This window comes from Flavobacterium anhuiense (genome assembly GCF_001705175.1).
Classification (GTDB): domain Bacteria; phylum Bacteroidota; class Bacteroidia; order Flavobacteriales; family Flavobacteriaceae; genus Flavobacterium; species Flavobacterium anhuiense.
On sequence record NZ_CP016907.1, the window covers coordinates 1,147,149 to 1,160,290 of the forward strand.

Annotated in this window: 12 protein-coding genes and 2 tRNA genes; 5 read left to right on the forward strand and 9 right to left on the reverse strand. The window is 33.6% G+C overall.

Annotated elements, in window-relative coordinates; genetic code table 11:
- Window positions 1–6: 6 nt before the first annotated feature.
- Window positions 7–471 carry a ribosome assembly cofactor RimP gene (rimP, locus tag BB050_RS04825; RefSeq protein ID WP_008466827.1) on the reverse strand — a complete coding sequence of 155 codons (465 nt, stop codon included), beginning with the start codon at window positions 469–471 and terminating at the stop codon, window positions 7–9.
- Between the two features lie 174 nt (window positions 472–645).
- Between rimP and BB050_RS04830 the strand changes: the two genes are divergently transcribed.
- The 3 genes from BB050_RS04830 to BB050_RS04840 all read left to right on the forward strand — a co-directional run bounded on the left by BB050_RS04830 (window position 646) and on the right by BB050_RS04840 (window position 3,917).
- Window positions 646–1,470 (forward strand): universal stress protein, encoded by an 825-nt coding sequence (locus BB050_RS04830; RefSeq protein ID WP_066032802.1) that lies wholly within the window; start codon window positions 646–648, stop codon window positions 1,468–1,470.
- Window positions 1,471–1,627: 157 nt separating this feature from the next.
- On the forward strand, window positions 1,628–3,049 hold the full coding sequence (locus BB050_RS04835; RefSeq protein WP_066032803.1) for an aldehyde dehydrogenase family protein: 1,422 nt from the start codon (window positions 1,628–1,630) through the stop codon (window positions 3,047–3,049).
- A 61-nt stretch (window positions 3,050–3,110) separates the two neighbouring features.
- The gene (locus BB050_RS04840) at window positions 3,111–3,917 is read left to right on the forward strand and encodes a helix-turn-helix domain-containing protein (RefSeq protein ID WP_008466823.1); all 807 of its coding nucleotides are present in this window, start codon (window positions 3,111–3,113) and stop codon (window positions 3,915–3,917) included.
- Window positions 3,918–4,110: 193 nt separating this feature from the next.
- Here the strand turns inward: BB050_RS04840 and BB050_RS04845 are convergent.
- Together BB050_RS04845 and BB050_RS04850 are read right to left on the reverse strand one after the other, a co-directional pair.
- Window positions 4,111–4,181 (reverse strand) — tRNA-Gln (locus BB050_RS04845).
- 109 nt (window positions 4,182–4,290) lie between these two features.
- Window positions 4,291–4,361: transfer RNA gene (locus BB050_RS04850), tRNA-Gln, on the reverse strand.
- 246 nt (window positions 4,362–4,607) lie between these two features.
- Between BB050_RS04850 and BB050_RS04855 the strand changes: the two genes are divergently transcribed.
- Together BB050_RS04855 and BB050_RS04860 are read left to right on the forward strand one after the other, a co-directional pair.
- Window positions 4,608–7,886 (forward strand): glycosyltransferase family 117 protein, encoded by a 3,279-nt coding sequence (locus BB050_RS04855; protein WP_066032804.1) that lies wholly within the window; start codon window positions 4,608–4,610, stop codon window positions 7,884–7,886.
- A 101-nt stretch (window positions 7,887–7,987) separates the two neighbouring features.
- On the forward strand, window positions 7,988–8,629 hold the full coding sequence (locus BB050_RS04860) for a polysaccharide deacetylase family protein (RefSeq protein ID WP_066032805.1): 642 nt from the start codon (window positions 7,988–7,990) through the stop codon (window positions 8,627–8,629).
- Between the two features lie 25 nt (window positions 8,630–8,654).
- Here BB050_RS04860 and BB050_RS04865 read toward each other — a convergent pair whose 3' ends face one another.
- The 6 genes from BB050_RS04865 to BB050_RS04890 form a co-directional block, all read right to left on the reverse strand.
- A complete protein-coding gene (locus BB050_RS04865) occupies window positions 8,655–8,957 on the reverse strand; it encodes a thioredoxin family protein (protein ID WP_008466807.1) in 303 nt (100 codons plus the stop codon).
- Between the two features lie 72 nt (window positions 8,958–9,029).
- Complete coding sequence (locus BB050_RS04870) at window positions 9,030–10,265, reverse strand: metallophosphoesterase (protein WP_066032806.1); 1,236 nt, start codon at window positions 10,263–10,265, stop codon at window positions 9,030–9,032.
- Between the two features lie 161 nt (window positions 10,266–10,426).
- On the reverse strand, window positions 10,427–10,615 hold the full coding sequence (locus BB050_RS04875) for a hypothetical protein (RefSeq protein WP_066032807.1): 189 nt from the start codon (window positions 10,613–10,615) through the stop codon (window positions 10,427–10,429).
- A 105-nt stretch (window positions 10,616–10,720) separates the two neighbouring features.
- Complete coding sequence (locus tag BB050_RS04880; RefSeq protein ID WP_236940421.1) at window positions 10,721–12,049, reverse strand: sensor histidine kinase; 1,329 nt, start codon at window positions 12,047–12,049, stop codon at window positions 10,721–10,723.
- 10 nt (window positions 12,050–12,059) lie between these two features.
- Window positions 12,060–12,734 carry a response regulator transcription factor gene (locus BB050_RS04885; RefSeq protein WP_008466799.1) on the reverse strand — a complete coding sequence of 225 codons (675 nt, stop codon included), beginning with the start codon at window positions 12,732–12,734 and terminating at the stop codon, window positions 12,060–12,062.
- 186 nt (window positions 12,735–12,920) lie between these two features.
- Window positions 12,921–13,106 (reverse strand): hypothetical protein, encoded by a 186-nt coding sequence (locus BB050_RS04890; protein WP_066032808.1) that lies wholly within the window; start codon window positions 13,104–13,106, stop codon window positions 12,921–12,923.
- Window positions 13,107–13,142 lie beyond the last annotated feature (36 nt).

A 13,142-nucleotide genomic window follows, 5' to 3' on the forward strand; every position in this document is an offset into this window, starting at 1 on the left:
TTAAAATTAAAATGTTACCGTAACAACTGCCTCTTTAATTTCTGTATAAGGTATTTGTTGCTCTTTTTGAACTGTTTCTTTTCCTTTTCCTACTTTTTTCGGTTCTCTTGCTTTCCAAGACAAAATTATAAAAACATCATTAGCTTCTACCAATTCCGCTTCGATTTTTTCTGTATTTGTGGTAACAATCAGCGTTCTACCAACATTTTTCTTGTATTGTCTTATCATTTTAAGAGGAGTTCCGACTCCAACCGATGCTACTTCAAGCGAGAAATCCTGTTCTTCACGATCAAGATTATTCTCGATTGCGCGACTGATATCTATACAGTCTTGCAGCGCCACTCCATTATCTCCGTCTAAACCAACACTAATCTTAAAAGAATCCGAAACAGCCAGATCAACCAAAAAGATTGATGGTTTTTCCAGAAGAGCTTCCGTAATTAATCCGTTTACTTTTTCTTTAAATGTCATAATTTTATAAAAAGAGGGGACACTTAGTCCCCTCATTATTTAGATTTTAATAAATAACAGTGCAAATATAGTGATTTTTTTATAAATCAAATAAATTGATTGCTCTAAAATAATTTCTTATCTTTATTATAGCATTAAAACGCGAATTATTCATAATTTTTAACCCTCAAAATCATGAAACGAATTTTAGTACCTACCGACTTCTCAGAACATGCAGAAGACGCTCTAAGAGTTGCGGCTCAAATTGCAAAAAAGAACAATTCTGAACTCATTCTTCTTCATATGCTTGAATTGCCACAGCAATCAAACGACGCTATATTGGGAGGAACCAGCATTCCTGAAACCATGCTTTTTATGAAGAAAGCAAACGAAACGCTAGACGAAGTTGCCTCTAGAGATTATCTAGAAGGAATTCCGGTAACTGAAATTGTAAAAATGGACAAACCCATACGCGGTATTACCCAAATAAGCAAAGATTACGACATTGATCTAATTATTATGGGCTCTCATGGATCTTCTGGCGTCGAAGAACTCCTAATAGGCTCAAATACAGAAAAAGTAGTTAGAAACTCAGAAATCCCTGTTTTAGTCATCAAGAAAAATATTCCAAATTTTAATGCATCCAACATTGTTTTTGCTTCTGATTTTTCAGATGAGGCAAAAAAACCATTTGAAAAACTTTTAAATTTCACCAAACTATTTGATTCAAAACTACACTTAGTCACTATTTGCACACCCAACAGCTTCAAACCAACTCATGTTAGCGAAAAAGCAATGAACGATTTTGTAGAGGAATTTAATATCACCAATTACACAACTCAAATTTACAACGACACCAATATCGAAAAAGGAATCATCAATTTCTCAAACAAAATAGACGCTGATGTTATCGGAATGTGCACACATGGCAGAACTGGTTTTGCACACTTCTTTAATGGAAGCATCAGCGAAGGCTTGGTCAATCACGCCGTTAAACCCGTTATAACTTTAAAAATCTAACATGATTATTTTTTCTCCTTAAAGCTTCTCCAGTGAGAAGCTTTTTTTATGCAAAAAAAATGAGCTTCTCAACAAAGTTTAACTGAGCTTTTCAACAAAACGGTCAATCCATTTAATGCGGAAATTTGTCAAATAAAAATTCATTAAAAACAACAAAATGAAAACAATAGACAAAATTTACATCAATGGAGAATTTGTTACTCCAAAAGGAACTGAATATTTCGACCTTATTAGCCCAGTAACAAATGAAAAATTAGGAAAAGTTCTTTTGGGCAATACCGAAGACACTCAAAACGCAATCGAAGCAGCGAAAAATGCCTTTAAAACTTTTTCTAAAACAACACCTTCAGAAAGAATCCAATATCTTGAAAAAATCAAATCTTCTGTTGAAAAAAGGAAAGATGACTTTATTAATATAATGACAGAAGAATACGGAGGCACATTTCAGTTTGCCAGTGTAAGCTACGATTACATGCTGAAGAGCTTTGACTCCGCAATCAATCTCCTCAACTCTTACAGCTTTATTAAAACAATGGGCGAATCTGAAGTTCAAATGACACCCATAGGCGTTGTTGGAATTATTATTCCGTGGAATTCGAGCAATGGCTTCATTTGCAGCAAGCTATCTACAGCAATTGCAGCAGGATGCACAACCGTAATTAAACCTAGCGAAATGAGCGCTCAACAGACTCAATTAATGATCGAATGTTTACACGATGCACAACTTCCAAAGGGAATTGTAAATATTGTAAATGGATTAGGAGAAATAGTTGGTGCCGAAATAAGCAGAAATCCAGATATTTCTAAAATTTCTTTTACAGGATCAACAAACGTTGGAAAAATTATTGCAAAAGAAGCCATCAACACCATGAAAAGAGTTACCCTTGAACTTGGCGGAAAATCTCCAAATATCATTCTAGATGATGCAGATTTCTCAAAAGCTATTCCGCTTGCCATTGCCGCAGCATTTATGAATAGCGGACAAGCATGTATTGCCGGAACTAGATTATTAATCCCAGAAAACAAATTAGACGAAGTAAAATCTCTTATTAAAGAAACGATTCCAAACTTCATTGTGGGAGACCCAAAAAATCCAAACACTGCAGTTGGCCCAATGGTTAGCGAAAAACAATTTAACCGTGTTCAAGACTATATTCAGACCGGAATTAACGAAGGCGCAGAAATATTAATTGGCGGACTGGGAAAACCAGAAGGACTTGAAAGCGGGAATTTCGTAAAACCAACTGTTTTTATCAACGTAAACAATCAGATGCGTATAGCAAGAGAAGAAATATTCGGCCCTGTTCTATCTGTCATTACTTACAAAACAGAAGAAGAAGCCATTGAAACTGCCAATGACACCACTTATGGTTTGCAAGCCTATGTAAGTTCGTCAGATTCAAAAAGAGCATATAATGTCGCTTCGCAAATTAACGCTGGCCGTGTTCAGATTAACGGAATTGGCCATGACCCAATGGCTCCTTTTGGCGGATTTAAACAATCTGGAATCGGGCGCGAGTTTGGAACAATTGGCCTTGAAGCTTATTTAGAACCAAGAGCATTGATTCAGCCAAAATAATCTTCATCAATCTGGAAATCTTTAATCTAAAGATTTCCAGATCTTTTAGTATTTTTACAATATGAGCATCAAACCAAATACAAAGCCCAAAATCCTTTACTCGTGCTATTACGCACGCAGTCGAGAAGGCGAGCATTTTATACCCGAACATGTTTTCAGCTATCAGATTTCTGGCGAAATGATCGCTTCAGACAGCAAAAACACCTTTCATTCAAAACCGGGAGATTTTCGCTTTAGCAGAAGAAACCATTTGGCAAAATTTACCAAGATTCCGCCAGAAGGAGGAGAATTTAAAACCATTTCTCTTTTTTTGGATCAGGAAATTTTAAAAGAAATTAGCAAAGAGTACAATTTGAAAGCTGACAAAAAAGCTAATACAGAAGCCATGTTTTCACTAGCACCCAACCCACTCTACAAATCCTTCATGGAATCGCTGATTTCTTATCTCGAAGTCGAAGAAGAAAACAACGAAACTTTGTTCAATTTAAAAATTAAGGAAGCCATTCATCTTTTATTAAAAGTGAATCCAGAATTAAAAGACATTTTATTTGATTTTAATGAACCTGGAAAAATTGACTTGGAAGCTTTTATGAATAAAAATTTCCATTTCAATGTTCAAATGCAGCGATTCGCCTATCTGACTGGAAGGAGCTTGGCAACATTCAAAAGAGATTTTCAAAAAGTATTTCAGGAAACACCTGGAAAATGGCTTTTAAACAAAAGACTTCAGGAAGCTTATTATTTAATCAGCCAAGGAAATCCGCCATCTGAAGTATATATTGGCGTTGGCTTTGAAGACCTTTCGCATTTTTCATTTTCATTTAAAAAGAAATTCGGAATTGTTCCTTCTTCTTTAAATCATAAATAGATCCGCAATAAGCCTGCCCAAAAATATGTCTTTCGTAATACGTTCCAGTGGTTGAAACCACTGGCTATATTCAAAACAAGACGCATAAAGCCTAACAAACTCTATATTCTAAAAAAAACTTAGCGCGCTTTGCGTTAAAAGACCTAACTTTAAAGCATAAAAAAAAGCCTCTCATTTCTGAGAGGCTTTTCTGTTGGTCTACTAGGACTCGAACCTAGAAAGACGGCACCAAAAACCGTAGTGTTACCATTACACCATAGACCAGCAGTGCGGTTAAGCGGGTGCAAAATTAAAACTTTATTTAATTTATGCAAATTTTAAAGAAAACTTTTTTCAAATAAAAAAGCCTCTCATTTCTGAGAGGCTTTTTCTGTTGGTCTACTAGGACTCGAACCTAGAAAGACGGCACCAAAAACCGTAGTGTTACCATTACACCATAGACCAGCAGTGCTGTAAAGCGAGTGCAAATTTAAGTCTTTATTTAGTTTGTGCAAACTTTTTGGCCAAAAAAAATCATTTTTTTTGATTTTCTTCACATTCAAATCCGCTTCAATATTAAAAACTCCTCATAGACAACGCATTACTCATTACGCATTGTTTTATAGAATTTTTTGTTAATGCTCGTTTCTTTACATAAAAAAACATTTTCTTTGTAGGATAGAAAAACATTCAAATTTTTAACACCTAAATATGGCACAATTCAATTTCAATAAATGGAATACAATTATTGGTTGGTTTGCATTTGCAATCGCTTTAATAACTTACACCTTAACAGTAGAACCTACAATGAGCTTTTGGGATTGCGGAGAATATATTGCTACCGCAGCCAAACTTGAAGTGGGACACCCACCAGGAGCTCCACTTTTCCAAATGATGGGCGCATTTTTTGCCATGTTTGCAATAGATGCTCAACATGTGGCTCTAATGGTTAACATGATGTCTGTTTTCTCTAGCGCATTTACCATATTATTTATGTTCTGGTCATCATCTATGATTTTGAAAAAAATCGTAGGTCGCTTTACCGAAATTGACCAAAATAATTCGATTGTAATTTTAGGAAGTTCTTTTGTAGGTGCTTTGGCTTACACTTTCTCTGATAGCTTTTGGTTTAATGCAGTAGAAGCCGAAGTTTACGCAATGGCTTCTTTATTAATCGCATTGCTTTTCTGGCTTGGCTTACGCTGGGAGCAAGACATGGACAAACCAAAAGGAAATAAATGGCTTTTAATCATTTCATTGGTAGTTGGTCTTTCGTTTGGAGTTCACTTCATGGCTCTTTTGACCATTCCTTCTATTGGATTCTTATACTATTTCAAACACTACGAAAAAGTTACGATTAAAAACTTCCTTATTGCCAATGTAGTTGTTATTGGAATTTTATTATTCATTTTCAAATTACTTCTTCCTCTTACTATGGCATTTTTCGGAAAAACCGAAATTTTCATGGTAAACAGCATGGGACTTCCGTTCAACTCAGGAACCATCTTTGTAGCATTATTATTTATTGCGTTTTTCTATTTTGGATTAAAATACACTAGACAAAAAGGTTTAATATTCTATAACACTATTATATTATGTATCTTATTCATTTTGATTGGTTTCTCAACTTGGTTAATGCTTCCTGTTCGTGCAAATGCCAATACGGTTATTAACGAAAACAAACCATCAGACGCTACAGAGGTTTTAGCTTATTATAATCGTGAGCAATATGGTGTAAATCCTTTATTTTATGGACCTCAATACACTGAACTTTTTGCTGGTCTTGATGCTAAAACGCCTTATTTAGATAAAAAACCAAACTACGAAAGAGATTATAAAACAGGTAAATATATTATTACCAATAATTATAAAAATGCAGAACAAAATTCTGATGACAACCAGAAAGCCATCCTGCCAAGAATGTGGAGTACAGAAACGGGACACATTCAAAACTATATCAACTTTACAAATCCTCCAAAGTTCCGAATCAATCCTAATTATAATTATGATGAAGATTTGGCAAAATACGGAATCGACGCTAGTCAATTAAGCGAAGACGAATACAACAAAGCTACAGCTCAATTGCGTAATGAAGTTGAAAAAACAGTTTCTGAGTTTAGAAGAGCTTATGCTCAAAAACAAATTGACAACGAAGGTTATATAAAATTCTTAAGAAGCTACGGAGAATATTTAATTATCGAAAAACCATCTACAGCGGACAACTTCAGTTTTATGTTTGAATACCAGTTTGGATACATGTACTGGAGATATTTGATGTGGAATTTTGTTGGACGCCAAAATGATGTTCAAGGTAAATATGATAATTTGGACGGAAACTGGATCAGCGGTATCAAAGCTTTAGATTCTGTTCATTTAGGCTCACAAGACAACCTTCCAGCAGATGTTTTAAACAACAAAGGTCGTAACGCTTATTATTTCCTACCTTTTATTTTAGGATTAATTGGTATTATGTATCATGCAAACAAAGATTTGAAGAGCTTCTATGTACTTTTAGCTTTATTTTTATTTACAGGAATTGCACTAAAAATATATTTGAATGAAAGACCTTTTGAACCTCGTGAAAGAGATTATGCTCTTGTAGGTTCATTCTATGTCTTTGCCATCTGGATCGGATTTGGTGTTTATTCGCTCTATGAAAGTTTGTATAAATACTTGGCTCCAAAAATTGCTGGACCGGTAATTATTGCTGGAAGTTTATTAGCTGCGCCTGTTTTAATGGCTTCTCAAAACTGGGATGATCACGATAGATCTGGAAGATATACAGCAGTTGCAATGGCAAAAGCTTATTTAAGTTCTTGCGACAAAGACGCAATCTTATTTACCATTGGAGACAATGACACCTTCCCTCTTTGGTATGCGCAGGAAATTGAGCATTTTAGAACCGATGTGAAGATTGTAAATACGAGTTTATTTATGACAGACTGGTATATTGACCAGATGAAGGCGAAATCTTATGAATCAAATCCGTTGCCTATTTCTTTTGTTCATAGCCAATATGTGGGAGATAACTTGGATTACACAGCTTATATTCAAAAAATTGATACTCGTTGGAACATTAAAGATTTTATCGATTTCATTAAAAATCCTAAATCGACTGTTGGATTGCAAAACGGACAAACTATCCATTTCTACCCAACAAACAAGATTAGAGTAAATGTGGACAAAAACACTATTATTCAAAATAAAGTAGTGAATCCTAAGTATTACGATTCTATTGTTCCTTACTTAGACATTGATATCAAAGGAAGCGCACTATACAAAAACCGTTTAATGATGCTTGATATTTTAGCTAATAACAATTGGAAGAGACCAATTTATTTTAGCGGCGGAGCTTTTGATGATGAAGATTATTTATGGCTAAAAGATTATCTGCAATTGGACGGAATGGTATATAAATTGGTTCCAATTAAAAATACTCCTTCTAAAGATGGCGGACCATTAGATATGGGACAAATTGATGCAGATAAAATGTACGATATTGTAATGAAATGGGATTGGGGCAATAGCAATGGAAACATCTATCACGATCCTGAAACTAGAAGAAATAGCATTACTTACCGTACTAATCTTTCGAGATTAATGAATCAGCTTATTGCAGAAGGTAAAATTGACAAAGCTAAAAACGTAATCAATTTAGCAATGACCAAAATGCCTTTAGACAAATATGGATATTATTCATTAGTTGAAGCTTTTGCAGATGGTTATTACAAAGTTGGAGAAAAAGCCAAAGCACAAGATCTATTAAACAAATTGGTTCAGAAATATAAAGAGAATCTAAACTATTACAGTACATTGACTCCTTCTGATCAAACTGATTTGGCTGTAGACATCATTACAGATATTGAGCGTTACAGAAGCTTATTGCATGTAATGGATGACAATAAAGACACTGCTTTTTACAACCAGCACAAAACAACATTTAATACTTACGTGAATGTTTTTGAGCGTTTTGGACGTGAAAAAGAATAAATAATATACGAAAATCTTACTTATTAAAAAAATGCAGCGCTGTTTGATAAATAGCGCTGCATTTTTTAATTTTATGCATACTAATACAATTTTAATTCAAAATGAGCTTTTATTGGGTAAAAACTAACGCATTTATAAAAAAGGTATTTTCTAAATATTGCTGGGACATCCCTAACAACGAAAAGAAAATATACTTGACTTTTGATGATGGCCCTACTCCAGAAATCACAGACTGGGTCTTATCTGAATTAAAAAAATTTGATGCAAAAGCTACTTTTTTCTGCATCGGTAAAAACATTAAAGCGAATCTGGCTTTATTTGAAAAGCTAATTACAGACGGACATTCCATTGGCAACCATACGATGAATCATGTAAATGGATGGAAAATCCATACCAATGAATATATCGAAAATGTAAAAAATTGTGCCGCTATTTTGGATGAGCAAGAAAAAGCTCCTCGCCGTTTATTATTCCGTCCTCCTTATGGAAAAATTAAAAAAGCGCAATCTAAAATCCTTAGAAGTTTGGGCTATAAAATTGTAATGTGGGATGTTTTAAGCGCTGATTTCGATCAAAGCATTACTCCAGAAAAATGCCTTGAAAATGTAACCAAAAATGTAAAATCTGGCAGCGTAATTGTTTTTCATGACAGTATTAAAGCTTCTCCAAATTTAAGATTTGCTTTGCCTAGAACACTGCATTTTTTAAAAGAAAACGGATATAAGTTTGACATTATCCACTAAATAACATCAACAAAAGAGAAGTTATTTAGACGTTAAATTGTTCCTGAACAATTCCGATTATAGTATTGGCATCAAGCTCTCCAGATTGTCTCCAGATCATTTGGCCTTCTTTGTAAATCATTAAAGTTGGAAGCCCTTTAATACGAAGTGCTTCTGCTAGTTCCTGATTTTTATCTACATCAATTTTGATTACTTTGGCTTTATCGCCAAGCGCAGCAGCTACGTCCTTAATGACAGGATGCATAGAAACTGAAGATTCATTCCAATCTGTGTAAAAATCAATTAACACTGGAACTTGGGCATTTATTAGTTCTCCAAATTTTGACATAAAACCAAAAAATTAAGTTTTTTAAATCTCTAAAAGAAATAAATATTATACAAATGTAGCATTTTTAACGAATTAACCGACATTCTGGCCTTTTTTTAGTTCAATTACTGTTATTTCGGGCATAATTCCAACTCGTCCTGGATAAGCATGAAAACCAAAGCCGCGGTTAACATAAACGTATCTTCCAACATTTTCGTACAATCCTGCCCATTGTTTGTAAATGTATTGTGCCAAACTCCATTTAAAATAGCCTGGGATTTCAATTCCGAACTGCATACCGTGCGTGTGGCCTGCAAACGTAAGATGGAAATTCTTTGGGTGATCTTTGATTTCAGCATCCCAATGGCTTGGATCATGGCTCATTAACACTTTAAAATCGTCTTTGTGAACATTTTCAGAAGCTTTATTTAAATCACCTGCTTTCTTAAAATTCACTCCCCAGTTTTCAACACCAATCAGAGCAATTTTATCATCACCTTTTTGAATGTAAGTATGTTCATTCAGCATTAATTTAAAACCAATCTGGCCATACAAATTTTTAATTGCCTTAAAATTTTCGTCTTTTTCTTTTTCAGATGGCCAAGTCACATACTCGCCATAATCGTGATTTCCTAAAACCGCAAACTTTCCATATTTATAATCTTTAATACGGCTAAAGGTTTCCAACCATGGATGCATTTCTTTAGCATGCGTGTTTACAATATCTCCAGTAAACAAAATCAAGTCAGATTCTTGTTCATTGATTAAATCAATAGCGTAATTTATTTTCTCAGGATTATCAAAACTTCCGCTATGAACGTCTGAAATCTGAGTAATTTTAAATCCATCAAAAGCATCTGGAAGATCTGGAAAAAACACAGTTTGTTTGATTACTTTGAAATTATATTTGCCTTCAAAAATTCCGTAGATAATAGAGAGAAATGGAATCGCTGCCAAACCTAACGCCAGTTGGCTGACAAATTTCCTTCTGTCAGGCATCATTTCTTTGCGTGGAGTATTGTAAATAAAATAATTTACGATACTGGCTCCTATTCTAAAAATATCTTCACTAAACATTATTAGCGTAAGCAAAATTTTAGGCACGTAAACCGTTAGCATTAAACCAGTGGTAAACATAAATTGCCTAGTTTGACCGACAGATCGATCTACCTGCGAAAAAGAATAAATAATAAAAATTAAAACCAGTAAGCTTATAACCTGATAACCAATCAAAATCCAGCGTGTTTTGATTAAAGTTCGAAAAGCCTGATAGGAATAGAACTCAATAAATAATAAAAGAGCACATAGAATTATAAAACGAAAAATCATTTAATATATAGTTTTAAACAAAGTAACAAAGAATGAAAATTCTATTTCTTTTTATTATAAAAAATTTAACGCTGTTAAAATAAAAAAGCTGAAAGAGTGATCTTTCAGCTTCAATCTACCAACCTTTAAAACTATTTAATTTTAAGATTTAAAATCTCGTATTATTTTGCTTTTGGAGTTTCTTTTTTTGCAGCTTCTGCTTTTTTCTCTCCTTTAGCTTTTTTGTTTGCTTTTTTATCTTGTTTTTCAGTTTTTACCTCTTTTGTTTTTGCTGGTGCTGGAGTTGTTTGTGCGCTTGCCATTGCAAATGTTCCTAAAACTGCTACTGTTAAAATTGCTAATTTTTTCATGACTTTAAATTTTTATGATTTGTTATTTTCATTATTTATAAGTCAAAAGTATAACCAGAAAATGAAGACAAAATGAAGAAAAAGTCTTACAGAAAAGTTTAACTTTTAATTGTGATTTTGAAACCATAATTTAAAAGAAGTTCCTTTTCCTAATTCAGATTCAACAGTAATTTCTATATGATGAAAAGAAGCAATACTCTTAGCAATTGCAAGACCTAAGCCCTGCCCTTCCTGATCGGAGTTGATTCTGGCAAAACGACTGAATATTTTCTCAAGCTGTGATTCATCCATTCCAATTCCGGAATCCTTTACCGAAATAAAATAATGATGATCTGCAAAACCATCTTCAACAATAATCTTTCCTTGCGGTTTATTATATTTTATGGCGTTGGTTACCAAATTATAAATCAGGATATGAATTAAAGTTTTGTTTCCGGTAAAAACAAAATTGTTTTCCATTTTATTTTGGAAGTGAATTTCTTTATCGTCAATACGATCTTGAAGATCCTCTTGCAGATCAGAAATAATTTCGCGAAGATTAATTGCTTCATTCAATTCATACTGATTATTATCTATTCTGGAAATCAGCAATAAATTATTGATAATCTTTTTGAGCATATCCAGCGTCTTTAAAGAACCCGCAATTTTATCAACCGCATTGTCATCTAAAGATTCATTCTGCAACAAGTTTTCTAGTTTATTTTTGAGCAATGCTATCGGTGTTAAAAGTTCGTGCGAAACATTCGAAATAAACTGTTTTTCTTTTTTAAAAACCTCCGCAATTCGATCCATCATTTGGTTCAAAACAAAATCCAATTCTCTGAAATCTCTTGAAGCCGCTTTTATCGGAGTATGGTCAAACGTTTCAGGTTCGTTTACACGCCTAATTTTGGTATCAATTATTTTATAAAATGGCTTTAAAAGGTATTCAATAAAAAAAGTATCAGCCAAAAAAGTAATGAATAGAATCACCACAAATACAATTATAATGAACAGTCTGATTACAAAAGTCAAATCGTTGACTTCGCTGAGACTGCTGCCTATTTCAAGCTGGTAATCTACACCTTCATAAGTAAAATGATGCTGTAATATTCTGTATTCGCTTTCTTCATTTTCAATCTTACGATATTCGTTCGTAAAAGTTGATTTTTTCTGATGTGGCTTTATAGGAACCCTAGACAGCACCAAAAACTCACTATGCAAAGTTGAAAATTCAGCAAAAGTCTCAGTCGTGTCATCTGGGTTTTCTATAAAATCATTTATTTCTTCTTGATTAAGATGTTCAATAAATTTTTTCTTTTTCTCCAGCAATGTGTTATTAATATGGTGATATACCACATTTTCGACCAAAATAGGAAGCATTAGCCATAAAATCAAAATGACCACCAATCTGGTCATGGCATTAAAAATGGCTAATTGATGTTTTATTTTCACAAGAACAAATTTATTCGTTTATACGATAACCCACATTTCGAACTGTTTCAAACCAATCTATTGAAGTATGTTTGTCTAATTTTTTTCGGAGATTTCGAACATGGACATCGATAAAATTAGAATCTGAATTGACTTCTAAAATATCACCCCAGATATGTTCGGTCAATTGCAATCTTGTAATGACACGGTTTTTATTAAGAACTAAATACTGGAAAATATCAAACTCCTTTTTGGTAAGACTTAAAGGAATTTCATTAAAACTTACTTTATAATCTTGGAGCTGTAGCAAAAAGCCATGAATACTTAAATTGTTTAAGGTAAAACCATGAATCCTACGAATCACTGCAAACAATCTTGCCGCCAATTCTGTCAAAGCAAAAGGCTTTGTTAAATAATCATCGGCTCCAAGATGAAGTCCGTTAATCCTATCATCCAATTCTCCTCGGGCGGTGAGCACAATTACTGCGATTTTTGATTTAGTTTTTCGAATTGTCTGCAAAACCTCAAAACCGTCTCCGTCAGGCAAACCCAAATCCAACAGCATGGCATCATAATCATTGCTTCCAAATTCCTCCAAAGCATCTGCACAACTATTGGCAATTTTACAGATATAACCTGCATTACATAAAAAATCGTAAATTTCTACAGCAAGCTCTTTATTATCTTCAACAATTAAAACATTCATAAACAAAGCATTTAAGCACAACTAAAATTAATCAATTATCAAAAATCCAGCTGTACATTATTAAAAAATTAACGAATGAAAAAAGCTGACAAATTTCTTCATCAGCTTCTTCAATCGCATTCTCATAATCATTATTCCTGTTTTTGCCTCCGTTACAATGCTTCGAAAACAAAACGAGAGCAATTCTTATTTTTTCACAGCTGCTGCCTCTTCTTTTGGCGCTTCAGCTTTTGCTTTTTTGTTTCCTTTATGATGATGATGTTTGGTTGCTTTAACTTCTTTTGCAGGCGCTGCCTGAGCTGGAGTTGTTTGAGCGTTTACCATTACACTTGTTCCTAGAACTGCTACTGCTAATAAAACTAATTTTTTCATGATCTTTAAATTTTTAAATTAACCAACTTTATATAT